21 protein-coding genes and 1 pseudogene are annotated in these 22542 nt (G+C 67.6%); 12 read left to right on the top strand and 10 right to left on the bottom strand.

Annotated features, from left to right (window positions below; all coding sequences use genetic code 11):
• Nucleotides 1-8: 8 nt before the first annotated feature.
• Together BLT27_RS03640 and BLT27_RS03635 are read right to left on the bottom strand one after the other, a co-directional pair.
• Nucleotides 9-368, bottom strand: a complete 360-nt coding sequence (locus BLT27_RS03640) for an OB-fold domain-containing protein (protein ID WP_089731674.1) — start codon at nt 366-368, stop codon at nt 9-11.
• Nucleotides 365-1519 carry a thiolase family protein gene (locus tag BLT27_RS03635; RefSeq protein WP_089731673.1) on the bottom strand — a complete coding sequence of 385 codons (1155 nt, stop codon included), beginning with the start codon at nt 1517-1519 and terminating at the stop codon, nt 365-367. The genes BLT27_RS03640 and BLT27_RS03635 overlap by 4 nt, the downstream gene beginning before the upstream one ends.
• A 710-nt stretch (nt 1520-2229) precedes the next feature.
• On the opposite strand from BLT27_RS03635, the gene BLT27_RS03630 reads away from it, so the two are divergent.
• Both BLT27_RS03630 and BLT27_RS03625 read left to right on the top strand, forming a co-directional pair.
• Nucleotides 2230-3456 carry an orc1/cdc6 family replication initiation protein gene (locus BLT27_RS03630; RefSeq protein ID WP_089731672.1) on the top strand — a complete coding sequence of 409 codons (1227 nt, stop codon included), beginning with the start codon at nt 2230-2232 and terminating at the stop codon, nt 3454-3456.
• Between the two features lie 72 nt (nt 3457-3528).
• Entirely contained in the window at nt 3529-4215 is a 687-nt protein-coding gene (locus BLT27_RS03625; protein ID WP_089731671.1) for a DUF3267 domain-containing protein, read from the top strand.
• Nucleotides 4216-4273: 58 nt separating this feature from the next.
• On the opposite strand, the gene fabG is transcribed toward BLT27_RS03625, so the two are convergent.
• The 5 genes from fabG to BLT27_RS03600 all read right to left on the bottom strand — a co-directional run bounded on the left by fabG (nt 4274) and on the right by BLT27_RS03600 (nt 8023).
• Complete coding sequence (gene fabG, locus BLT27_RS03620) at nt 4274-5017, bottom strand: 3-oxoacyl-ACP reductase FabG (RefSeq protein WP_089731670.1); 744 nt, start codon at nt 5015-5017, stop codon at nt 4274-4276.
• Nucleotides 5018-5233: 216 nt separating this feature from the next.
• The gene (gene phaC / locus BLT27_RS03615; protein ID WP_089731669.1) at nt 5234-6613 is read right to left on the bottom strand and encodes a class III poly(R)-hydroxyalkanoic acid synthase subunit PhaC; all 1380 of its coding nucleotides are present in this window, start codon (nt 6611-6613) and stop codon (nt 5234-5236) included.
• A 1-nt stretch (nt 6614) separates the two neighbouring features.
• Nucleotides 6615-7169 carry a poly(R)-hydroxyalkanoic acid synthase subunit gene (locus BLT27_RS03610; RefSeq protein WP_089731668.1) on the bottom strand — a complete coding sequence of 185 codons (555 nt, stop codon included), beginning with the start codon at nt 7167-7169 and terminating at the stop codon, nt 6615-6617.
• A gap of 46 nt (nt 7170-7215) precedes the next feature.
• Nucleotides 7216-7704 (bottom strand): hypothetical protein, encoded by a 489-nt coding sequence (locus tag BLT27_RS03605; protein WP_089731667.1) that lies wholly within the window; start codon nt 7702-7704, stop codon nt 7216-7218.
• Entirely contained in the window at nt 7697-8023 is a 327-nt protein-coding gene (locus BLT27_RS03600; RefSeq protein ID WP_089731666.1) for an AbrB/MazE/SpoVT family DNA-binding domain-containing protein, read from the bottom strand. The genes BLT27_RS03605 and BLT27_RS03600 overlap by 8 nt, the downstream gene beginning before the upstream one ends.
• Nucleotides 8024-8240: 217 nt before the next feature.
• Between BLT27_RS03600 and BLT27_RS03595 the strand changes: the two genes are divergently transcribed.
• The 7 genes and pseudogenes from BLT27_RS03595 to BLT27_RS20605 all read left to right on the top strand — a co-directional run.
• Nucleotides 8241-8903 carry a MaoC family dehydratase gene (locus BLT27_RS03595; protein ID WP_368086022.1) on the top strand — a complete coding sequence of 221 codons (663 nt, stop codon included), beginning with the start codon at nt 8241-8243 and terminating at the stop codon, nt 8901-8903.
• 155 nt (nt 8904-9058) lie between these two features.
• Nucleotides 9059-9949 (top strand): DUF726 domain-containing protein, encoded by an 891-nt coding sequence (locus tag BLT27_RS03590; RefSeq protein ID WP_089731664.1) that lies wholly within the window; start codon nt 9059-9061, stop codon nt 9947-9949.
• A gap of 118 nt (nt 9950-10067) precedes the next feature.
• A complete protein-coding gene (locus tag BLT27_RS03585; RefSeq protein WP_089731663.1) occupies nt 10068-11291 on the top strand; it encodes an alpha-1 4-glucan-protein synthase in 1224 nt (407 codons plus the stop codon).
• Nucleotides 11292-11336: 45 nt separating this feature from the next.
• On the top strand, nt 11337-12482 hold the full coding sequence (locus BLT27_RS03580; protein WP_089731662.1) for an extracellular solute-binding protein: 1146 nt from the start codon (nt 11337-11339) through the stop codon (nt 12480-12482).
• A gap of 3 nt (nt 12483-12485) precedes the next feature.
• Entirely contained in the window at nt 12486-14120 is a 1635-nt protein-coding gene (locus BLT27_RS03575) for an ABC transporter permease (protein WP_089731661.1), read from the top strand.
• On the top strand, nt 14110-15261 hold the full coding sequence (locus BLT27_RS03570) for an ABC transporter ATP-binding protein (RefSeq protein WP_089731660.1): 1152 nt from the start codon (nt 14110-14112) through the stop codon (nt 15259-15261). Before BLT27_RS03575 ends, BLT27_RS03570 begins: the two co-directional genes overlap by 11 nt.
• Before the next feature lie 4 nt (nt 15262-15265).
• A pseudogene (locus BLT27_RS20605) lies at nt 15266-17233 on the top strand (ArnT family glycosyltransferase); the annotation flags it as partial.
• Nucleotides 17234-17436: 203 nt separating this feature from the next.
• On the opposite strand, the gene BLT27_RS03560 reads toward BLT27_RS20605, so the two are convergent.
• Together BLT27_RS03560 and BLT27_RS03555 are read right to left on the bottom strand one after the other, a co-directional pair.
• Nucleotides 17437-18186: a dolichyl-phosphate hexose transferase gene (locus BLT27_RS03560; RefSeq protein WP_089731659.1), complete on the bottom strand. Its 750-nt coding sequence runs from the start codon at nt 18184-18186 to the stop codon at nt 17437-17439.
• 54 nt (nt 18187-18240) lie between these two features.
• Complete coding sequence (locus tag BLT27_RS03555; protein WP_089731658.1) at nt 18241-18591, bottom strand: VOC family protein; 351 nt, start codon at nt 18589-18591, stop codon at nt 18241-18243.
• Between the two features lie 91 nt (nt 18592-18682).
• On the opposite strand from BLT27_RS03555, the gene BLT27_RS03550 reads away from it, so the two are divergent.
• Together BLT27_RS03550 and BLT27_RS03545 are read left to right on the top strand one after the other, a co-directional pair.
• The gene (locus BLT27_RS03550; RefSeq protein ID WP_089731657.1) at nt 18683-19339 is read left to right on the top strand and encodes a hypothetical protein; all 657 of its coding nucleotides are present in this window, start codon (nt 18683-18685) and stop codon (nt 19337-19339) included.
• Nucleotides 19340-19411: 72 nt separating this feature from the next.
• On the top strand, nt 19412-21049 hold the full coding sequence (locus BLT27_RS03545) for a potassium channel family protein (RefSeq protein WP_089731656.1): 1638 nt from the start codon (nt 19412-19414) through the stop codon (nt 21047-21049).
• Between the two features lie 18 nt (nt 21050-21067).
• Here BLT27_RS03545 and BLT27_RS03540 read toward each other — a convergent pair whose 3' ends face one another.
• Nucleotides 21068-22060: a hypothetical protein gene (locus BLT27_RS03540; RefSeq protein ID WP_175526372.1), complete on the bottom strand. Its 993-nt coding sequence runs from the start codon at nt 22058-22060 to the stop codon at nt 21068-21070.
• A 116-nt stretch (nt 22061-22176) separates the two neighbouring features.
• Between BLT27_RS03540 and BLT27_RS03535 the strand changes: the two genes are divergently transcribed.
• Nucleotides 22177-22455, top strand: coding sequence for a UPF0058 family protein (locus tag BLT27_RS03535; RefSeq protein ID WP_089731655.1), 279 nt, complete (start codon nt 22177-22179; stop codon nt 22453-22455).
• The last annotated feature ends 87 nt before the right edge of the window (nt 22456-22542 follow it).

Below are 22542 nucleotides of genomic sequence, written 5' to 3'. Positions count from 1 at the left end.
CAGACGACCTAGACGGGTTCGAACCGGTAGCCGTCCCAGTCCTGGCTCTCCGGTTCCTTGATGCCGGCCTCGGGGTCGCGAAGCTCCTCGGCGTAGACGGGGCGAACCGTATCGCCGGTCTCGACGTCGTCGGTCGTCAGCTGCCCGATGGCGCGGACTGACTCGCCGTCGACGTCGAACTCGACGATTGCGAGCGCGTTGGGCTGGCGGACCCCCGGCGGGGTCGCCGTCGAGTTCGTCCAGGTGACGACCTCGCCCTCGTACTCGCTGAGGTCGACCGTCCCGACCGGTTCGCTGCCGTTCGGGCCGATGGTGTGGCCCGGGTAGGTGATGCTGCCGTCGTCGTACCGGTAGGCTTCCATCGTCATGCTGCTGCCTCCATGATGGTGGTGATGACGCAGTTCCCGAACCCGCCGACGTTGCATGCGAGCCCGACGTCCGCGTCGACCTGGCGGTCGCCCGCCTCACCGACGAGCTGGGCGTAGATCTCGTAGCCCTGTGCGACCCCGCTCGCGCCGAGCGGGTGGCCCTTCGACTTCAGCCCGCCGGATGTGTTGATGGGGAGTTCGCCGTCCATCTCCGTCTCGCCGGCCTCGACGCGCTCCCACGCCGTGCCCGGCTCCGCGAACCCGAGGCCCTCCATCTGGAGGAACTCGAGGATGGTGAACATGTCGTGGAGCTCGGCCACGTCCACGTCCTCGGGTCCGAGGTCGGCCATCTCGTAGGCCTGCTTGCCGGACTCGACGACGCCGCCCATCACGGTGGGGTCCTCGCGCTCGTGGACCACGTGGGTGTCCGTCGCGCCCGCGACACCGGTCACGACGGCGTAGTCGTCGGTGTACTGCTCGGCCACGGACTCGGGGCAGAACATGAGCGCCGCGCTGCCGTCCGTGATGGGACAGAAGTCGTACAGCCGGAGGGGGTCGGCGACGATGGGCGACTCCATCACCGTCTTCAGGTCGACCTCCTTCTGGAACTGCGCGTGCGGGTTGTCCAGGCCGTTCTTGTGGTTCTTCACGGCGACCTTCGCGAGCGACTCCCGCGGCGCGTCGTACCGCTCCAGGTAGTGCCGCGCGGTGAGGCCGGCGAAGCTCGGCAGCGTGACGCCGTGCTTGTACTCGACCGGGTGCGTGATGGAGGCGATGACGTCCGTGGCCTCGCCGGTCGTCCGGTGGGTCATCTTCTCGCCGCCGACGAGCAGCGTCATGTCGGACGCGCCGGAGGCGACGGACTGCCACGCCGCGTAGATGCCCGCCCCGCCGGAGGAGGATGTCTGGTCGACCCGCTGGCTGTAGGCCGGCAGCACGTCGAGGTCGTGCGCCAGGGCGTTCATCACTCCCGTCTGTCCCTCGAACTCCCCGCTTGCCATGTTCGAGACGTACAGGTGCTCGACCTCGTCGGGTGCGACCCCGGCGTCGTCGAGGCAGGCCGTCCCCGCCTCGGCGAGCAGGTCCATCACCCACGAGTCCCGTTGTCCGAACTTGGTCATCGAGGCGCCGATGACTGCTACACGGTCCATAGCCGGTTCCACTCGTGGCATCGGTTTAGTTATTCCCGTCACTCCCACGTCTTGCGCAGCCACGTGCTCGACGACGCCGGTAGCGAGAGCCATGCCGCATCGGTGGGTCACCTCGCCACCGCGGCGCAGTCCCCCGGTCTCTCCCCCCACCCTTGCAAGTGAAGCGGGCCAGTCGACCTTCGCACCCCCACCACCGTTGCGAGTGAACACCCATACGGCTCACGCGACGGTCGCCGGTGGCTGCAGGGGGAGAGAGACACCACCGTTGCAAGTGAAGCGGGACGAGGGTGGGGGTGGGCCCTGACACAGAGACACCACCGTTGCGAGTGAAACCGGTGTCAGGTGGGGGAGGGGGTGGACTCCCGAGTTCCTCGAAGATATCCCGAAACCGGCATCATACCTCCTTTCAGGCCCTCAAAACACAATCTTCACTTGTAAACGTGGTGGGTGTGTCCCTCGGCGACAGTCGGCCGTCCCAGCCGGGGGGAACAGCTGTCAACGCTTCACCAGAAGTCGTGGTGTGTTCTCCTACTAGGTACCCCTTCCTTCCTAGCTTCACTTGCAACAGTGGTGTCTGTGAGGGGTGTGAGTCGTGTGACCAACCAGCGCGCGGGTCGATTGTGGACGTGAACGACCGTGACGGTTCACACGAAACACTTGAATCACTTGCAAAGGAGGTTCTTTTATACCCGGAGTCACACCGGAAGGGTATGCGCCGGTTCGAGCGCAAGCGCGCCATCTTCGCAAACAAGGACGCTCTTCGGGAGAGCTACCAGCCCGACAGCATCGAAGAGCGGGACGAGGAGATAGAGGCGTACATGGACGCGCTCCAACCGGTCGTCGACGGCTGGGAACCCAACAACGTCTTCCTCTACGGCAACACCGGCGTCGGGAAGACCGCCGTCACCGAGTACCTGCTGTCGTTGCTACAGGACGACGTCGAGGAGTACGACGACGTGGACCTCTCCGTCGTCTCACTCAACTGCAAGCCACTCTCGTCGTCGTACCAGGTCGCGGTCGAACTGGTCAACGAGCTGCGGCCCGACGGCGGAGAGATATCCACCACGGGCTACCCACAGCAGACCGTCTTCAACAAGCTCTACGAGGAGCTCGACGAGGTCGGCGGCACCATCCTGCTCGTCCTCGACGAGATCGACGCCATCGGCGACCGCGACGAGCTACTGTACGAGCTCCCCCGGGCCCGGTCGAAGGGTGACCTCGAGGACGCGAAGGTCGGCATCATCGGCATCTCGAACGACTTCAAGTTCCGCGACCAGCTCGACCCCCGCGTCCAGGACACGCTCTGTGAGCGCGAACTCCAGTTCCCACCGTACAACGCCCAGGAGCTGACGAACATCCTCTCCTCGCGCGCCGAGATCGCGCTGCGTGAGGACACCTACGACGAGGCCGTCGTCCGACTCTGTGCGGCACTCGCCGCGAAGGACCGTGGTTCCGCACGACAGGCGCTCGACCTCCTCCTGCTCGCGGCCGAGCAGGCCGAGAACGGCGACGACGACCGCGTCTCGGAGCGCCACGTCGAGGCGGCGCGGCACGAACTCGAACGCGAGCGTGTCGAGGAGGGTATCCGCCAGCTCACCCAGCACGGCCACCTCGCGCTGCTGGCGGTCGTCTCCATCGCCGCGGAGGGCGACACCCCCGGCCGAAGCCGGGCCATCTACGACCGCTACCTGGACATCTGCGACGGCTACGGCGTCGACAGCCTCGCCCAGCGCTCGGTCCACAACCACCTCTCGGACCTGCGGATGCTGGGCATCCTCACCGCCCGGGAGAACCGCTCCGGTTCGCGCGGGAACTTCTACTCCTACGAGCTCGACGTGCCACTCGAATCCGCGCTCACCGCGCTGGAGGACGAGCTAGACATGCAGCAGCGGTTCTCCGACCTGCGGACCGTGGCGACGATGAACGAGGTCCGCTGAACCGCGGGGGGCTGTCTCCCCGACCACGGCCGCCCCCGAACAGATTTGTTCCCGGAGACAGACCACCGTTTCATGTCGTCGTCACCGGACGGCTCGGCTATCGATGCCGCCGCAACTGCCACCGATGAGCCACCGGTACCACCCGGCAGTGACGGGTACGAACCTCCCGTGCGGGCCGGCTACCGCGCCGGGACGCCGTTCCGCTACTCCGCGCTGACGCTCACCCTGCTCTCGGTCGTCGTCGCACCGGTCGGGCTCGCCGTCTTCGCCTGGCTGGCCACCACGACGAGCGGCGCCGAGACGGCGTTCCCGTTCCTCGTCTTCGAGGAGACCGCCGAGGGGTTCACGCTCAGCGTCGACGGGACCGAGTTCGGGACGGTGTTCGTCGTCTCGCTCGTCGGGACCGTCGTCCTCCACGAGCTCGTCCACGGGCTCGCGTTCCGGGCGCTCGGGTTCCGTGTCTCCTTCGGTGTCGCCCCGCGGCTCGGCGCGTTCTACACGGCCATCTTCGAGCAGTTCCAGACGCGGCGGCAGCTCGCCGTCGCCGTGGCCGCGCCGCTCGCAGTGCTCACACCCCTCGGGGTCGCCCTGCTCCTGGTTCCGGGGCCGCACGTGCCGTTCGTCTGGTTCGGGCTCGTCCTGAACACCGGCGGTGCGGTCGGCGACCTGTTCGTCCTCTGGCGGCTGCGAGGGCTCCCGCCGGGGACCCTGTTCTACGACGTCGACGCCTACACCTCGTACATCTACGAACCGGAGTGAGAGCACCGGCTCCGGAACGTGCGGTCGCCCGAGAGGGATGGACGACGCAGGCGACCGACTACAGGTCCATCCCGCCGTTGGCGTCGATGACCTCACCGGTGATGTACGAGGACTCCTCGCTCGCCAGGAACCGGACGATGGCGGCGATGTCCTCTATCTCCGCGAACCGTCCGAGCGGGATCTGCGAGACGATGCGCTCTTTGACATCCTCGGGGACGCTCTCGAGCATGTCGGTCCGGGTGAAGCCGGGGGCGACACAGTTCGCGGTCGAACCGCCGCTCGCGAGTTCGATGGCGATGGTCCGGGTGAAGCCGAACATCCCGGCCTTGGCGGCGGCGTAGTTCGCCTGACCGAAGTTCCCCTGCTTCCCGACGATGGAGGAGATGTTGATAAGCCGCCCCTCCTCGGCACCCCAGATATCGTCGTAGAACGTCTTGGTGCAGTTGAACATCCCCCCGAGGTTCACGTCCATCACCGTGTCCCAGTCCTCGCGCGACATCTTCACGAACCGGGTGTCCTTCGTGATGCCCGCGTTGTTGACGAGGACGTCGACGGAGCCGAACGCGTCGTGGGCCTCCTCGCGCATCGCCTCGACCTCGACGATGTCGGTCACGTCAGCCTGCGAGGCGATGGCGTCGCCACCCTCGCGCCGTATCGTCTCGCAGGCCGACTCCGCCGATTCCGACGACGACCGGTAGTTGACCACGACGTTCGCCCCCTCTCGGCCGAGGTGTTCGGCGATGCCGCGTCCGATGCCGCGTCCTGCGCCTGTGATGACGCATGTGCGTCCGTCCATGTGCATGATGAGTTCCAGGGCGCGGACGACTCGCGTGGCGGGAAGTGCCCGGCACCGGTCGCCCGTCCATGTACGTAGTTCACGAAAAACAGACTTAAATATTCCTCAGGACTCACGGGCGGTGAAACGATAGAATCCCAGTCGGCAGCGGCCACCGTTCCGTCCGAGACGGTCGGTCGACGGTGGCGTGTGCCGGACGCGTCAGCGGTGTGGTCGACCCGCTTAGGCGGTGTGGTCGGTCGCCGTTTCGATCCAGTCCTCGACGCGGGAGACCGGCAGCTCGCTCGTCTCCGCGAGCTCGACCGCGTCGGCCGCCGCGAGCGCGGCGACGGAGTCGACGCCGGCGTCGCGCAGGCGCTGTGCGTACGCCGGGCCGATACCGTCGATATCCTCGAGGTCCGGTGCTTCGGTGCCCTCGACCTCGATCTCGACGCTCGAATCCTCGTCCTCCTCGGTCGCGGCCGCGTCGGCGCCGGATTCGACGTCGACGGGGGTCGTCGACACGTCGCCGGTGTCGTCGACCATGCGCTCGCCGAACCAGTCGCAGACGTCGGGCCAGAGTTCGGCGTGGCTCCGCGAGGAGACGGACATCCCGATGTGCCCCGTCGGGAACTCCATGATGGTCTTGTCGTCCGTCGTGAGCACGTCGTTGAACGGCTTGGACGCCTCCGGCGGGATGAGGTGGTCGTACTCGGCGACGATCTGGAGCACGGGCATCTGGATGTTGTCGATGTCGACGTGCTCGCCGCCCAGGGACAGCTCGTTGTTCATGAGCTTGTTCTCCTGGTAGATGTCGCGGATGAACTCGTTGTAGGTCTCGCCCGCGACGTCGATGCCGTCGCCGAGCCACTCCTCCATCCGTGCGAAGTTCTCCACGAAGTCCTCGTCCTCCATGTTCTCGTAGAACCGGACGTACTTCGTGACGTAGTTCTGGACGGGGTCCATCAGTGCGAAGCCGACGTCGAGGAACTCCGCGGGAACGTTCCCGAAGGTGTCGGTCACCTTCTCGGGGTCGTAGAAGTCCTCCGCACCCCAGAGCTCCAGCACCCCGGAGTCGCCGGCGAAGCAGAGGCCGGCAGCCATCAGGGCGAGCGTGTGGACCTTCTCGGGGTGGAGCGCGGCGTACATCGTCGACATCGTGCCGCCCATGCAGTAGCCGAGCACGTTGACGGCGTCCTGGCCGGAGCGGTGGCGGACCTCGTCGACGCAGTTGTCGATGTAGCGGTTGACGTAGTCGTCGAGCGTGAGCGAGCGGTCGAGGTTCGACGGCTCGCCCCAGTCGATCATGTACACGTCGTAGCCGTTGTCGAGCAGCGTCCGGATGACCGACCGGTCGGGCTGCAGGTCGAGGATGTACGGCCGGTTGATGAGCGCGTAGACGATGAGGATCGGCACCGGCTCCTGCTCGTCCGTGCGGGACTCGTAGTGGAGCAGCCGGAGCTTGTTCTCCTCGTAGACGACCTCGCTCGGCGTCTCGCCGACGTCGACGTCCTGGATGGTGTCGGCGCGGTCGGGTGCGACGCCGGCCTTCTCGAACGCCTCGGCGGCGTTCTCCCAGGCCTGGCGCTGCATGTCGAGTGTTGCTGCGAACGGGTTCTGCATCTTACTCCTCCAGGTGCTCGAGGACGCGGTCGAGCTTCTGTTCGACAGCGTGCTGGCGGCGTTCGAGTTCGACGAGGCGGTCGCCGATCTCGACGACGTCGCCCTCCGTGGCGAAGCCGAGTGTGTGGAGCGTGTCCTGGGCGGTCTCGTCGGCCTGCTGTTGCATCTCGAGCATCTGGCCGACGCTGGAGCCGGTCCAGGCGGCGAACGCGCTCGTGGACATGACCTCCTTGAACGCCTGGTTCGCGGTGTTGAGCCAGATGTCGCGGAACTCCTCCGCCTCGACCTCCTCGCCCTGCATGCCGTCCTCGGTCCGCTCTACCATCTGCTCGGCGGCGTCCATCCAGGCCTCGTAGGCGCGCTTGTAGCCCTCGACGCTCTCGTCGAGGTCGCCCATCTCCGCGCCGGTCCCTTCGACCGTCTCGGACCACTGTTCCACGAACTCCGCCTGCGCTTCCATGTTCTTCTCCATCGCCTCGAAGAACTGCTCGTTCATTCGCGAGACGAAGTCGTTCCACTCGGTCGGCACCGTCGATTGGGGGTATGAGTCTGTCATTGTCTAAAGATGGGTGTTGCTGGTTATAAAAGGTCTCGTCGGGCGCTCAGGCCGAGAGCTCCTCGGTCGCGTCCTCGAGCTGCTCGCTCGCGTCCTCGAAGCTCGCTTCCATGCGCTCGTGCGCCTCGAGGAAGGAGTCGAAGGAGCTGTCGACGACCTCGGTGTAGCTGTCCGCGTACTGGTCGAAGGCGTCGGCGTTCTCCTCCATCGTCTCGAGGGCCGCCTCCATCATCTGGGCCTGGTTCTCGGTGAGCGCGTCGTACTGCTCGTCGAGCATCTGCTCGAACTCCTCGAAGTCCACGGAGCCCTCGGGCATCATGGACTCGACGGCGTCGAAGTACGCGTGGACCGCCTTCTTCGACAGCTCGGCGTTCTGCTCGCTGAGCGTCTGGTACTGCTCGACGGACTCGGTCATCTGGGTGACCGCCTCCTTCTGCGCCTCGACGACGTCGTGAGTCGCCTGCTGGCTGCTCTCGAGCATCGTGCGCTGCATCTGGAAGACGGGCTTCATCGGGTTCTGGGTAGTTTCACTCATTGGAATCACTGTTGTTGCGTTTGACTGGGATGACTATCGTCTGGACGATGTCGCCTTCACCGATGTCGAGCGCCTCGCGCTCGGCGTCGGGTATGCTGATGCGACCGCTGCTCTGGACGCGGGTCTTGAACATCGCCGCGCCGCGGCTCATCGCGGTCAGGTCGGACATCGTGTCCGACCCGCCGGCCCCACTCTTGAGGAACTGTTCCCACAGCTCCGATTGGGACCCCATCATCTGCTCGCTCGCCTCCTGCATCTGCTCCTGCATCTGCTGGAGCATGAACGGGGACCACGGCATCTGCGGCGAATCGTCCGTCATCAACCAGTACTACACCGCCCGGGAGCATAAAGATTCCGCTGAGAACCAACGAGAGCCATTGAATGGTATTGAGTGGAACTGGACTGTCCGGTGACGGACCGAGACCTCCGGTGGGCAACGTACCACACAGGCCTATCAACCGAGAACGGACCCAGAGACCCTGCAGGCCTTGGCAGAGCCAAAGGAGTGATACGCACGCCTGTCTTAGGAGGCGGGTATGAGTGAAGAGGAGACTCGCGTCGCGTCGCCATTTGCGGCGATGGCGACGGCGTGGACCAGTTTCGCGGAGAACGCCGTCAAGGGGGCGACGGCGGCGAACCGAGCGGCCTTCGCGGCGTTCGCACCAGGTGTGGAATCGTCGAAGCTGGACACGGAGGAGACCACAGCGACGGACGAGGACGAGATAGTGGAGCCGTCAGTTTCGTCCGTGACGTACGAACACGCCGACTGGACCTTCGAACGGACCGTCGAGCGTGCTGCGGACATCACCGTCGGCGACACCGTCGTGTTCTCGAAGCACCTCAGCGAGGACGACGTCCGCGCGTTCGCGGCCGCCAGCGGTGACACGAACAGACTCCACCTCGACGACGAGTTCGCCGCCACCACGCGCTTCGGCGGCCGGATCGCCCACGGGACGCTCGTCTCGGGGCTCGTGAGTGCGGCGCTGGCCCGACTCCCCGGCCTCACGATCTACCTCTCGCAGGAGCTGACCTTCGAGGCACCCGTCGGCATCGGCGACCGGGTGACCGCGACGGTCGAGGTCCTGGAGGACCTCGGCAACGGCCAGTACCGGCTCTCGACGGTCATCGAGGACGACGACGACGAGCGGGTCGTCGTCGACGGTGAGGCGGTCGTCCTCATCGACGACCTCCCCGAATAACGGTACAGGTCGGGCCGGTCACTCCCGGTCTGTGGACGCGTCGGCGTTCCCCAGTCACGCCAGTACTGCGTGGTGTTTTGCTCGAGAACCGACTCAACTTTTATTCCCCGACCGTCCACCAGGTTTTAAATCCTCACCGGCAGTTGCGGTTGGTGATGTCACACGGGCATGACAGCAGGCAACATGGGGCACAGAACGTCGGCCGACGACGGTTCCTCGGTACCGCAGCCACCGCAGCAGCCGGGACCGGGCTCGCGGTCGGCGCAACGGGCACGGCGGCGGCCACGGACACGTATCCGCGGGTGACCACGCGAGGGCACTACGACATCACCTGGTACGGGTCGGTGTATCTGACCGACGGACACACCGAGTGGGACTACGACACCGCCGGCGACATCCCGGGTCTCGACTCGGCAGCACCGGACGAGTTCCTCGTCCACGTCCACGGCTGGATGAACGAGCCGGACAGCGCCATCGAGGGGTTCCAGACGGCCGAGGCGTCCTACCGGGACAGCGGCTACGACCGCGCCGTCATCGGGTTCAGCTGGGACTCGGACTCCAGCGTGTTCGGCTGGTGGGACTCCACCGAGATCGCCGAGGAGAACGGCAAGAAGCTCGCGAACTTCGTCGAGGACTACCGGCAGGCCAACCCCGACACGACCATCCGGCTGGTCTGTCACTCGCTCGGCGCGCGGGTGACGCTCCGCTGCGTCGAGGTGTTGAACGCGAACGGCGTCACCGAGGCCGTCCAGTCGGTCTCGCTGCTCGGCGGTGCGGCCGACAACGACGCCGTCTCGGCCGGCGGCCGCTACGGCCCGGACCTCGCGGACGCGGTCGGGCAGGTCGACAACTACTGGAAGGACGGGGACGACGTGCTCAACTGGGCGTACACGACCGCCGAGTTCGACTCCGCCGTGGGCGAGGAGGGCTGTGAGGGGGCCCAGCCCGGCAACTACCAGGACCACAACGTCGACTACGTCACCGACCACTTCTCCTACTACGAGCCCGGCGAGGGCTGCATCGGCGACGTCGTGGCGGAGTGGTAGCACCCGGACCCGGATATTCTGGGCCCGGGCGGCCTTCCCGAAGGAGGCGGGAGCCCCCATTTAGGCGAACCTAAATAGACACGCTTTTAGGCCGCCCTAAACAGAGTTCGGGTAAGCGATGACCAGTCAGGACATCTGTGTCGTCGTCCCGACCATCCGCGAGTACGAGTGCGTCCGCTCGTACGTCGCGAACGCGCGGGACCACGACTTCGAGACGGACAGACTCCACTTCGTCCTCGTCACAGAGGACTTCTGTAACGCCGAGGCCATGCGCGAGATGCTCGACGATCTCGACGTCTCCGGCCGCGTGTTCGACGAATCCGACCGCGAGGCGTGGTACGACGAACAGGGCATCAGCGAGTACAGCCATCTCGTCCCGGCGGCGAGCCACGCCCAGACCTCCTTCGGCCTGCTCTACCTCTGGAACAACGAGTTCGAGTACGGGTTCTTCATCGACGACGACACGCTGCCCCACGAGGACCACGACTTCTTCGGCCAGCACATGGCCAACCTCGCCTACGAGGGCGAGGTAGAGCGCGTCGCCTCCGACGAGCAGTGGGTGAACGTCCTCTACGAGAACGCAGACGAGCACGGGCTCTACCCGCGTGGCTACCCCTACGCCGCGATGGACGAGACCGTCGAGACGGACACGACGACCGTCGACCACGTCGTCGCCTCGCAGGGCCTCTGGACGAACGTCCCCGACCTCGACGCCGTCCGCATCCTGATGGACGGCGACCTGGAGGGCCAGGCACAGACCCGGACCAGCGCGGACGACTTCGGCGAGCAGTTCGTCGCCGCCGAGGATAACTACCTCACGGTCTGCTCGATGAACCTCGCGTTCCGCCGCGAGGTCGTTCCGGCGTTCTACCAGTGCCCGATGGACGACAACCCGTGGAACGTGGGCCGCTTCGACGACATCTGGTCGGGCGTGTTCCTCAAGCGCGCGGCCGACCTGCTCGGCGGGCAGATACTCAACGGGGACCCGCTCTGCGAGCACAACAAGGCCCCGCGCTCGACGTTCGACGACCTCGCGAACGAGGTCGCCGGGCTGGAGTGTAACGAGCACTTCTGGGAGGTCGTCGACAGCGTGGACCCGTCGGGTCCACGGACCGCCCGGACGGCAGAGCCGTCAGAGGACGGCGAGGCCCCGGAGGCGGACACCTACGCCGGCGTCATGGCCGCCATGGCCGACGCACTCGTGGAGGGCGAGTTCGACGACTACCAGAACGGCGAGTTCCTCAACTACGTCGGCGAGTACTGCCTCGACTGGCTCGACTGCCTCGACGAACTCGCACCCGTGGCGGGCCACGAACCGGTCCCGGCGACGGCCGACGACTGAACAGTATCGGCAGTTATAAATCCTTTAGGTAGACCTAAACCAACTATGAACCAGAACGACCACGACACGACCGACGCTCCCGTCGGGCGTCGCCGCTTCCTCGCGGCGGCATCGGCGGCGGGTGTCGCGGCGACTGCGGGCTGCATCGGTTCCCTGACCGGCGACAACGACGACAGCAGCGGCGACCTCGGCCTCATCGGCTCCGGGATGGACGGTCGACCGGCCCCAGGCGGGACGCCGATGGCCGACATGCCCGACCTGTCCGGCACGCTCACGCTCTACTCCGGCCGTGGCGAACCGCTCGTCAACCCGCTGCTCTCGTACATCGAGGACCAGTACGACGACTTCACCGTCGACACGCGCTACGAGGCGTCCACCACCCTCGCAAACCAGATCGAGACCGCCGGGACCGCCAGCGAAGCCGACGTGTTCTTCTCCGTCAACGCCGGCGCACTCGGCCTGCTCGCCGACGCCGACCGAACGGTCACCCTCCCCGACGACGTGCAGGAGCTCGTCCCGACGCAGTACCGCGCCGGCGGCGGCGCGTGGGTCGGCACCTCCGGCCGCGCGCGGACCATCCCGTACAACACGGGCGAGCTGTCCGCCGCCGACGTACCCGAGGACATCTTCGCCATCCCCGACACCGACTTCGCCAGCGACATGGGCTGGGCACCGAGCTACGGCTCGTTCCAGGGCTTCCTCACCGCGATGCGCGTGATGGCCGGCCGCGAGAAGACGAAGGCGTGGCTCGAGGGGATGCTCGAGGCCGGCGTCAGCCGCTACAGCGACGAGTTCATCGTCTCCCGGGCGGTCGCGAACGGCGAGCTCACCGCCGGCTTCGCGAACCACTACTACATCCAGCGCGTCCTCGCGAACGACGAGGACGCCCCCATCGGGACGGCGTTCACGCAGAACGACGCCGGTGCCATCTTCAACGTCGCCGGCGCGGCCGTCGTCGACAGCACGGGCGACGAGTCGATGTCGACGAACTTCGTCCGGCACCTCCTCTCGGCCGAGGCCCAGGAGTACTTCGCAACACGTACATTCGAGTACCCACTCATCCCCGAAGTAGAACCAGTCGGCGACCTCCCACCCGTCGACGAACTGGCGACGCCCGACTTCGACCTCGCACAGCTCTCCGACATCGGGCCGACTATCGATCTGATGCGTGAGGTGGGGATACAGGTCTAGGTGATGGCAGTCGAGCAGCACGACTCAGAGACGGCGACAGACGACGAGGGCACCGAAAGCGGTGCCTATCCCCTCGGCCTCTCGCTGGCCAGTGCGGCCGTCGCCGCCGCCGTCGCCAGTCCGTTCATCTGGGTGCTGCTCGCTGCCTCGAACGTCCCGTTTTCCCGGGCGCTGGAGATCGTCACCCGCGACACGACGGTGGACATGTTCGTCAACAGCACCATCATGGTCGCCGGTGTCACCGTCTTCTCCATCCTGCTCGGCGTCCCGCTCGCGTACCTGACGGTCCGGACGAACCTCCCCGGGCGACGCGTCTGGACCGTCCTCGTCACGCTGCCACTCGTCATCCCGAGCTACATCGGCGCGTTCGTGTTCACGAGCGCGTTCGGCGAGGGCGGCGACGTGAACGAGTTCCTCGCGCCCTTCGGTGTCCCCCAGATTCCGGACGTCACCGGTCTCGAGGGTGCGGTCCTCGTCATCACGCTCTACACGTACCCGTACGTCTACATCACCGCCCGCGCCGGGCTGAAGACCGTCGACACGACGCTCGTCGACGCGGCACGCACGCTCCGTCACAGCCGGCTGCAGGCGGTCCGTCGGGTGGTCCTCCCGCAGCTCCAGCCCGCCATCGCGGCCGGCGCGCTGCTGACGGCGCTGTACGCCCTCTCGGACTTCGGGACCCCCGCTATCATGGGATACAACGTGTTCACGACGGTCATCGAGTCCGCGACGCAACGCGGCTCGTCGACGGGCGGTAGCGGTCTCGACCGGGCCGCGCTCCTCTCGCTCCAGCTCCTGACGGTGACTGCCGTCATCCTGGCGGTCGAGAACCGCACCCGTAGCAACGAGCAGTTCGCGAGCGGCAGACAGGGCGGCCAGGCGTCGCTTGCCCGCCTCGGCCCCTGGAAGTGGCCCGCGCTCGCGCTCTGCTCGCTCGTCGTACTCGTCTCCATCGTCCTCCCGGTGCTCATCCTGGTCGGCTGGCTGCTCGCCGGGCCGGAGCCCGGCTGGCGCGTCCCGTTCGAGCTATCGAACCTGACCGACTCGCTCACGCTCTCCGTCGCGGCGGCGGTCGTCGCGACGATCGCGGGCCTGCCAATCGCGTACCTCTCGGCCAACCACGACACGCGCGTCGGCAAGCTCACCGAGCGCGTCAGCTACTTCGGCTACGCCGCCCCGGGTGTCGTCGTCGCGTTCGCCCTCATCTACCTGTCGACGCGGACGTTCCCGAGCCTGAACCAGGCGCTCCCGCTGCTCATCTTCGCCTACGTGGTCCGGTTCCTGCCGCAGTCGGTCGGCTCGACCCGGGCCTCGTTCCTGCAGGTCAACCCGGCGCTCCCCGAGGCCGCACGGACCCTGGGCCGCAGCTCGGTCGGGGCGTTCCGGTCGGTGACGCTCCCGCTGGCCGCACCGGGACTGCTCGGCGGCGCGGCCCTGGTGTTCCTGACGACGATGAAGGAGCTGCCGGTGACGCTGCTGCTCCGCCCGACGAGGTACGAGACGCTGGTGATTGCGGTCTGGCAGGCTCACCGCGCCCAGGCGTTCTACGACGCCGCGGTGCCGGCGCTCATCCTGCTCGGGGTCTCCGCCGTCTCCATCTTCGTCATCCTCTCACAGGAGGGATACGATGTCAAGTGACGCAACTATCACCGCAGACGTAGAGACAGTGTACGAACGCCCGTCCGTCGAGGAGAGCGAGACCGTCCTCGAACTCGACGGTGTGTCGAAGTCGTACGGGAGCGAGTCGGTCATCGACGGCCTCTCGCTCTCGGTCCGCGAGGGCGAGATACTGACATTGCTCGGCCCGTCGGGCTGTGGTAAGACGACGACGCTCCGACTCATCGCGGGGCTCGAACGCCCCGACGGCGGCGATATCCGGGTCAACGGCGAGCGCGTCTCGGGCAGCGGGAGCTTCGTCGTGCCCGAGCAGCGCGGCGTGGGCGTCGTCTTCCAGGAGTTCGCACTGTTCCCACACATGAACGCCGCGGAGAACGTGGCGTTCGGCCTGACGGATATGGACGAGGAGGCGACGCAGGCGCGCGTCGACGAGATGCTCGACCTCGTCGGCCTGCAGTCCCACCGCGACGCACACCCCGACGAGCTTTCCGGCGGCCAGCAACAGCGCATCGCCCTCGCGCGGTCGCTCGCGCCGGAGCCGAAGATCCTCCTGCTCGACGAGCCGTTCTCGAACCTCGACGTGGACCTCCGCGTCGAGATGCGCGAGGAGGTCCGCCGCATCCTGAAGGAGGCCGGCGTCACCGCGGTCTCGGTCACGCACGACCAGGAGGAGGCGATGAGTATCTCCGACCGGGTCGCCGTGATGTCCGAGGGCCACCTCGAGCAGGTCGGCCGCCCCGAGCAGGTGTTCCAGCACCCCGAGTCCCGCTTCGTCGCGGGCTTCCTGGGCCACGCCTCGTTCCTCTCGGGCTACGTCCACGGCGACGAGGTCGAGACGGGCGTCGGCCCCGTCGACCGCAGCATGATCCACGGCCTCGCCGGCGAGTACGAGGGGAGCCGCATCGACGTGCTTGTGCGCCCGGACGACATCCAGGCCCGTCCGCTCGCCCCGGACGAGGTGCCCAACGGCCGCGTCGTCTACCGCCGCTACCTCGGCCCGACCATCCTCTACCGGGTCGAACTGGACAACGGGGACATCGTCGAGTGCATGCACAACCACACCGACCAGGTCGACCTCGACGAGTCCGTCCGGGTCGACCTGACCGCGGACCACGACCTCGCCTGGTTCCCCGCCACCGACGAGGACGGCTCCTTCAGCTGAACCGATGGCCGGCTCCGTCCCCGACGTTCTCACGCGAACCCGCGTGCCATCCCTCCTGCTCGCCGCCCTCGCGGCGGCGGTCGTGTTCGTCGTCGCCACCGAGCTGTTCCCGTACCACTCGGCGAACCACGACGAGGGGGTCTACCTCCACCAGGCGTCGCTGCTGCTCGACGGCCAGCTCTACGCCTACCCGCCGGACGGGCTGACCGAGGCGTTCCGCCCGTGGTTCTTCGTCACTGACGGGGAGTCGATGTATCCGAAGTACGCGCCCGTGCCGTCGGCGATATTCGCGCTCGGGCTCGCGCTCGGCGAGCCCCGCCTGTCCCTCGCCGCGGTCGCGGCGGGCATCGTCGCGCTCACCGCCGCCCTCGGGACGGAAGCGTTCGACCGACGCGTGGGCCTCCTCGCCGGCGTGCTCGTGCTGCTGACGCCGACGTTCCTGCTTACGACCTCGGTGTTCCTGCCGTACGCGCCGGCGACGCTGCTGAACCTCGCGTTCGCACTCGCCTACGTCCGGGCTCACCGCCGTCACTCGCGCCGGTACGCCGTGCTGGCCGGCGTCGCCGTCGCGCTGGCGTTCTTCGCCCGGCCGTACACCGCCGTGCTGTTCGCGCTCCCGTTCGTCGGCCACGCCTGCTGGACGCTGGCGACGGCGTACCGGCGTCGGGACGGCTCGACGGACGAGTACCTCCAGCACGGCGTCGTCGCCCGGAACCTCGTCGTCGCGGCACTCGGCCTCGTGGGCGTGCTCACCACGCTCGGCTACAACTGGCTGCTGACCGGCGACCCGCTGGTGTTCCCGTACGCGGCCTTCGCACCGCTCGACGGCCTGGGCTTCGGCCAGCGGCGCATCCTGGAGCACGACCTCGTGTACACGCCCGCGCTCGCCGTCCGGACCAACCTCGTCCTCCTCTGGGAGTCCGCGACACGGTGGACCGTCGGCGGCTGGCTCGGGACGGCCGCGTTCCTCGGCGGGGCGGGCGCGTGGCTGGTGCGGCGGCTGGTCGCCCCCGACAGCTCGCCGACGCTCGACCGGCCGCACTGCTCGGACGACTGTCTCGCCCTGCTCCTGCTCGCTGTCGTGCCCGCGGTCTGCGTCGGTAACCTGGCGTTCTGGGGGACATACAACGTCAGCTCGGGCCCGTCCGAGCTGGGTGACGGGCTGCTCTCGCTGTTCGGGCCGCTCTATCACTTCGACCTCGTCGTCCCGCTGGCGACGTTCGGCGCGTTCGGCGTCGTCACCGCCGCGGACCGGCTCCGAGCGGCCGTCACCGCACGCCGCTCGAAGACCGCCGCACGGGTCGTGCTCGCCGCGTTGCTCGTCGTCTCGCTCCCGGCCGTCGGCGTCGCGGAGCGCGATGCGCTCGACGCCCCCGTCACCGAGCACGCCGAGACCACCGAGAAGTACGGGACCATCTACGAGCCGGTGCTCGCACAGGAGTTCGACGACGCCGTCGTGTTCGTCCCGACGCCGTACGGCGACTGGCTCGCGCATCCGTTCCAGACGCTCCGCAACGACGCTGGCTACGACGGCGACGTGGTGTACGCGCTCGACCGTGGCCCCACGAGCGACTTCGCGGTGCTCCGGGCGACGGGTGACCGGACGCCGTACCGGTTCACGTACCACGGCGAGTGGGTGCCGGACGCGACCGACCGCCCCATCGGGAAGCTCGAACGGCTCGAACTGCGCTCCGGCGAGCAGCTCTCGGGGACGACACGCGTCGGCGTCCCGCGCGGTGCGAGCAGCGCCATCGTCCGGCTGGAGGGCGACGGCGAGGTCCGCGAGTTCGCCGTCGAGGGAGCGGTCGACGGCAGCCTCGCCGCGAACTGGACCGTCGGTCCGGACGGACTCAGGCTGACCGACGACGACGTCCAGGCGCTCGGCGGGGACCGCTCGGTGCCGCTGAACGGCACCACGGAGTTCGCCGTCGCGGTGGTCCTGACGTACGAGGGCGGCGCGACCCTGACCTACCGGCAGGAGTTCGACGCCCGCCGGACCGACGACGGCGTCCAGGTCGTCTGGCCGCCCGCGTCGTCGGTCTGCCGGCTCGTGGTCGACTGCGGACTGGAGGGGACCTACCTCCCCGACCACCCGGACGAGCACTTCGACGGCGTCTGGCTGAACGGGACGCTGACGACCGGTGCCAGCTCGGAGAACTCGATTACAGCCCCGGTTCAGAACCGGAAGCGCTCGGACAGCGAGACCGTCAGGATGGACTTCCCGATGGCAGCGCCGCCCCCGATGGGGTCGAGCTTCGTCTCGCCGCGGCGCTCGTCGTACTCGATGGGGGTCTCGACCACGTCGTAGCCCCGCATCGCCGGGCGGATCAGCAGCTCTGCGGAGAGCCCGGTGTTCTCGGTCCAGGTGATGTCCTGGACGACCTCCCGCCGGTAGGCACGCATCCCCGTGGTGGTGTCGTGGACGCGCTCGCCCATGAGCACGGACGTCAGGGCCGCGAAGGCGTGGTTGCCGAGGCGGTTGAACGCGGGCATCGCCTCGGCCCCGTGGTGCAGTCGGTCGCCCGAGACCACGTCGTAGCCCTCGTTGACGAGGTCGAGGAACCGCGGGAGCGCCTCCATCGGGTAGGTGTCGTCGCAGTCCGTCGTGACGACGATGGGCCGGTCGGGCGCGAGGACGGCCTCCCGGACGGCGACGCCGTAGCCCTGTGGCTCCTGCTCGATGACGGTCGCGCCGTGCTCGCGGGCGACCTCGGCGGTGGCGTCGTCGGAGCCGTCCACGCAGACGACCTCGGCCCGGCCATCTGTGACCTCGTCGATGTCGGTCAGCACGTGTTCGATAGCCGCTTCCTCGTTGTACGTTCCCATCACGACCGCCACGTCGTCGAAGGTGAACGGCGGGTCGTCTGCCCTGGTTGATTCGCCGTCGTCCACGTCGGACGATTCCGCCGGAGAGTGCTCGCTCATCGCCTCTGGCTTACCGATGGGCGTACTTTAGGTTTGCCAAAAAACCTGGCCGGGTCAGAGCGGCTCCGTCTCGTGGCGGAACGTCTGGAACTCCATCGTCCGGCCGTCCGGGTCCGTCGCGAAGAAGTTGTAGATGTCGAACGCGTCGTTCACAGACGGCTCGTCGCGGGCCCGGTCGGCGAACCGGTCGTAGAACGCGTCGACGCCGTCGCGGTCCTCGGTGACGAACGTGAGCACCCCCTCGGTCTCGGTCTCGTCGGCGTCGCAGAACCCGAACAGCAGGTTGTCGTACTGCAGGATGGTGCACGCCGACTGTTCGAGCCAGACCTCCGCCCCCACCTCATCGACGTAGAAGGCGGCCGTCTCCTCGTACGATTCGCTCCCGAAGAACACGAGTCCGGACATGTGACAGCGTGGGAGCGCCCCCGGTAAAACGGTTCGTGCATCCCTCCGGAGTTCACGCAGCTATTTGATGCTGGGACCGGAGGGTGGTTGCATGACTGACACGCGTCGAACGGTGACGTACCTCGGACTCGTCGCCCCGACCGTCGCGCTCGCTACCCTGCTGCTGGCGACGCTCGTCGACCCGCTGTTCAGCTGGCAGAGCCGCTCGCTGTCGAGCGTCGGCGAGGCGAACGGGAAGGCCCTGCTCGCCGTCGGCACCGCGGACCAGCTCGCCTTCCTCCTGTTCAACGGCGGCCTGCTCTTCGGCGGCATCGTCGGCCTCCCGTTCACGGCCCGACTCTGGTCGGCGACGGTCAACGGGATCGAGAAGGCCGGTGTCGTCGTCCTCGTGGTCGCACTGCTGGCCATGACCGGCATCGGTTTCGCGTACATCGACGGTCCGGCGAACGCCCTCCACTTCCCGTTCGCAGCGGGGTTCTACCTGTTTGCGACCGTCGCGCTCCTCGTCTTCGGCACCGGCTCCGCGCTCGACCGGTCGCCGACGTTCGGGCTCGTCACGATGTGGCTCGGCATCCTCCAGCTGCTCCAGTGGGTCGTCTGGGTGCTGCTCGAGGCGATGGTCTGGACCGGCGACGGCGACACCTTGACCTACTTCGCCGTGCCCGAGGCCGTCGGTGCGGCGCTGTTCGGCGGCTGGGTCATCTGGACCGCCCGGACGCTGCTCCGCGACGGCTCGCTCCCCGCGTAACTCACCCGTCTCCAGCCGGTCTCGACTGCCGCGACGTACAACAGTTATCCCCGTAGAGCGTAACGCCCGGACATGGACAAGTGGCAGCGCCGGACCGCCTACTATCTCCTGATGCTGACCGGGGTGATGCTGGTCTACGCGGTCATCTACGACTACGGGATGAGCGTCTACGAGTCCGAACCGGAGACGTTCCTGCACTCCCTGCAGGTCGTCGTCGAGACGTTCACGACGACCGGCTTCGGGTCCGACGCACCCTGGCAGACCCCGGAGATGAACCTGCTCGTCATCATCATGGACACGACGGGCGTGTTCCTCATCTTCATGGCGCTGCCCGTGCTCTTCTTCCCGCTCATGGAGGACATCCTCTCGACGACGGTCCCGGCGAGCGTCGACGACGACCTCAGCGACCACGTGGTCGTCTGCACCTACACCGCGCGGGCCGACGCGGTCATCGACGAACTCGACGCGTGGGGGGTCGACTCCGTCATCCTCGAGCCGGACCGCGAGACCGCCGTCGAGCTCCACGAGGACGGCTACGACGTCATCAACGCGGACCCCGAGAGCACCGAGGACCTGGAGGACGCCGGCATCGAGCGTGCCCGCGCCCTCGTGGCCGACGTCTCCGACCAGGTGGACGCGAGCATCGTGCTGGCGGCGGGCGAGGTCGGTGGCGAGGACCTCCAGATCGTCAGCGTCGTCGAGGACCCCGACAGTGTCTCCTACCACCGCCTCGCGGGTGCGGACGAGGTGCTCTCCCCCCGGCCCCTGCTGGGTCGCGGGCTCGCCTCGAAGGTCACGACGGGTCTCTCGACCGAGCTCGGCGACGCCATCGAGATCGGCGACGACTTCGAGATCGCCGAACTGCCTATCCACCGACAGAGCGAGCTCGTCGGCAAGACACTCGCCGACAGCAGCATCCGCGAGCGGGCCGGCGTCAACGTCATCGGGGCGTGGTTCGAGGGCGAGTTCCGGAGTCCGCCGGAGCCGGACGCCGTGCTCGACAGCGGTACCGTCCTGCTCGTCACCGGGCGCGAGGACCAGCTCCAGCGGCTGAAAGAGCTCACGCTCTCCAGCGTGCGCGAGTTCCGCCGCGGCGAGACCATCGTCGTTGGCTACGGACAGGTCGGGAGCAGCGTGGCGGAGCAGCTCGACGAGGCCGGCAGCTCCTACAGCGTCATCGACCGGGAACGGACGTCCGGCGTCGACGTCGTCGGCGACGCGCTCGACCCGGAGGTGCTCCACGCCGCCGGCCTCGCGGACGCTCGAACGGTCGTGCTCACGCTCCCCGACGACACGACCACCGAGTTCGCCACGCTCGTCATCCGGGACGAGAGCCCCGAGACGGAGGTCGTGGCGCGTGTCACGGAGTCCGGGAGCATCCAGAAGATGTACCGCGCGGGGGCCGACTACGTGCTCTCGCTCGCGTCCGTCAGCGGCCGGATGATCGCCTCGACGATCCTTGAGGACGAGGAGGTGCTCTCCCTCGACCAGCAGGTCGACGTCATCCGGACGGAGGCCACGGTGCTGGTCGGACAGACCCTCGAAGAGGCACAGGTTCGCAAGCGGACCGGCTGTACGGTCGTCGGCGTGGAACGCGACGGGACGCTCGTCACCGACGTCGGTCCCTCGTTCCGCATCGAACAGGGCGACGAACTCATCGTCGCCGGCACCGACCAGGGGACGAACCGCTTCAGGGAGCTGTGCTGTTGACCCCTCGCGGCACCGGCCCTACTTGGAGTCGACGACGCGCTTCGGCCCGCGCCCCCGGAGGGTCCCGGCCTCGTTCGATATCTCCGTCCGCCGGAACCGCCAGACCCGCGCACCGTCGCCGCCCTCCACCACGTCGACCTGTTTCAGGCCGGTCTTGATGCAGTCCCACCAGCCGGACTCGGAGCCGTACCCCGCCGGGTACTCCTCGTACAGCGCCTCGACGAAGTCCGACCGCCGGGCGCGGTCCTCGTCCTTCAGGTACGCGAGCGCCGCGCCCACGGCTCGTCGGCGGGGCTCGACCTTCTCCGGCGAGCGACCTGGTACGTCGAGCGCCTCGAGGTCCGTGATGTCCTCGCCGGGCGAGACGTCGTCGCTGCTGACCGCGATGCTCGTGTTCGACTGGTAGCTCAGCCCGGTCGCCGGGTCACGGCCGAGGCGTTTGCGCGTCTGTGCGACCGCCCGGCGGGCGAACTCGTCGAGCCGCTCGCCCTCGACCCCGGCGAGGACGTCGGCCTCCTCGTTCAGTCGTTCGTCGGTGAACCGCTTGACGCGCTCGGGAGTGAAGTTCCCGCCGAGGTCGTCGGGCTCCGCGTCCGGTCCCGACTTCGGGACCATCCGCTCGCCGGTCCCGCCCGTCTCGACAGTCTGGCTCGCCGTCCCGCCGCCGTCGGCCGTCGCCGGCTGCTGACCGCTCGAATCCGTCCCGTCCGTCACTCCCGGGCTCTCGGGGGTCGCCGACCCGTCCGTGGCCTCGGCCGTCGCGTCCCCGTCGGCCGGGGTCGGCGCTGGCTCGTCGCCGGTCGTGCTCTGGGCCACCTGCTCCTCTAACTCGGCCACACGGGCGGCGTACTCCGACAGCAACTGGTCCCGTTCGGTCCCCTGCTCGATGGCTGCACGGTTCCCGATGATCCAGTCAAGATACGCCGGGATGTCCTCGAACCCGAGCAGGTCCGTCTCCATGTCGAGTTTCTCGACGGTCTCCTCGGGGACGTCGAGGCGGATTGTCGGCATTTGTTCCCCGGTACGACGGTCGATTATAAAAATTGTGGCCTACGCCCCTCGCCGACGCCCTCGACCCGCTGAGCGGCACAACAATCCTTAAATCGGCCAAAACCGTACACGGATTCATGCATAAGGACGAGCTCCTCGAACTCCACGAGCAGATGGTGGATATCATGACACACTTCGAGGCACAGGGCGACGGCAAGGACGAGCTGTTCCAGCAGTACCACGACCTCGACGTCGACCCGTCGGACGTACACAAATCGAAGAGCGAGCACAAACACGCCGTGTTCGTGCTGGGTAACGCGCTCGCCAGCGTCATGAGCGAGGACGAGTTCTCCAGCGCCGGCCGCATCCAGAAGCGCATGGAGGAGCTCGCGGACGACGCCGAATCGAAGATCTGAGGCCGCGTTTCGGCCGTTCACCGTGTCGGGTGCCAGCCTGCAACGGTGAATCCCCGGAAACTATTTGTCCCGCATGCGGTTGTAACC

The sequence above is a fragment of the Haloarchaeobius iranensis genome, assembly GCF_900103505.1.
Classification (GTDB): domain Archaea; phylum Halobacteriota; class Halobacteria; order Halobacteriales; family Natrialbaceae; genus Haloarchaeobius; species Haloarchaeobius iranensis.
This window is presented reverse-complemented; position numbering and strand designations above follow the sequence as displayed.

Coding starts and splice junctions, on each gene's coding strand:
- BLT27_RS03540 (WP_175526372.1), bottom strand. CDS start 22,060: ATGCCGACAATCCGCCTCGACGTCCCCGAGGAGACCGTCGAGAAACTC.
- BLT27_RS03545 (WP_089731656.1), top strand. CDS start 19,412: ATGGACAAGTGGCAGCGCCGGACCGCCTACTATCTCCTGATGCTGACC.
- BLT27_RS03635 (WP_089731673.1), bottom strand. CDS start 1,519: ATGGACCGTGTAGCAGTCATCGGCGCCTCGATGACCAAGTTCGGACAA.
- BLT27_RS03630 (WP_089731672.1), top strand. CDS start 2,230: ATGCGCCGGTTCGAGCGCAAGCGCGCCATCTTCGCAAACAAGGACGCT.
- BLT27_RS03580 (WP_089731662.1), top strand. CDS start 11,337: ATGAACCAGAACGACCACGACACGACCGACGCTCCCGTCGGGCGTCGC.
- BLT27_RS03595 (WP_368086022.1), top strand. CDS start 8,241: ATGAGTGAAGAGGAGACTCGCGTCGCGTCGCCATTTGCGGCGATGGCG.
- BLT27_RS03585 (WP_089731663.1), top strand. CDS start 10,068: ATGACCAGTCAGGACATCTGTGTCGTCGTCCCGACCATCCGCGAGTAC.
- BLT27_RS03570 (WP_089731660.1), top strand. CDS start 14,110: ATGTCAAGTGACGCAACTATCACCGCAGACGTAGAGACAGTGTACGAA.
- BLT27_RS03590 (WP_089731664.1), top strand. CDS start 9,059: ATGTCACACGGGCATGACAGCAGGCAACATGGGGCACAGAACGTCGGC.
- phaC (WP_089731669.1), bottom strand. CDS start 6,613: ATGCAGAACCCGTTCGCAGCAACACTCGACATGCAGCGCCAGGCCTGG.
- BLT27_RS03535 (WP_089731655.1), top strand. CDS start 22,177: ATGCATAAGGACGAGCTCCTCGAACTCCACGAGCAGATGGTGGATATC.
- BLT27_RS03575 (WP_089731661.1), top strand. CDS start 12,486: ATGGCAGTCGAGCAGCACGACTCAGAGACGGCGACAGACGACGAGGGC.
- BLT27_RS03610 (WP_089731668.1), bottom strand. CDS start 7,169: ATGACAGACTCATACCCCCAATCGACGGTGCCGACCGAGTGGAACGAC.
- BLT27_RS03555 (WP_089731658.1), bottom strand. CDS start 18,591: ATGTCCGGACTCGTGTTCTTCGGGAGCGAATCGTACGAGGAGACGGCC.
- BLT27_RS03550 (WP_089731657.1), top strand. CDS start 18,683: ATGACTGACACGCGTCGAACGGTGACGTACCTCGGACTCGTCGCCCCG.
- BLT27_RS03625 (WP_089731671.1), top strand. CDS start 3,529: ATGTCGTCGTCACCGGACGGCTCGGCTATCGATGCCGCCGCAACTGCC.
- BLT27_RS03600 (WP_089731666.1), bottom strand. CDS start 8,023: ATGACGGACGATTCGCCGCAGATGCCGTGGTCCCCGTTCATGCTCCAG.
- BLT27_RS03640 (WP_089731674.1), bottom strand. CDS start 368: ATGACGATGGAAGCCTACCGGTACGACGACGGCAGCATCACCTACCCG.
- fabG (WP_089731670.1), bottom strand. CDS start 5,017: ATGCACATGGACGGACGCACATGCGTCATCACAGGCGCAGGACGCGGC.
- BLT27_RS03560 (WP_089731659.1), bottom strand. CDS start 18,186: ATGAGCGAGCACTCTCCGGCGGAATCGTCCGACGTGGACGACGGCGAA.
- BLT27_RS03605 (WP_089731667.1), bottom strand. CDS start 7,704: ATGAGTGAAACTACCCAGAACCCGATGAAGCCCGTCTTCCAGATGCAG.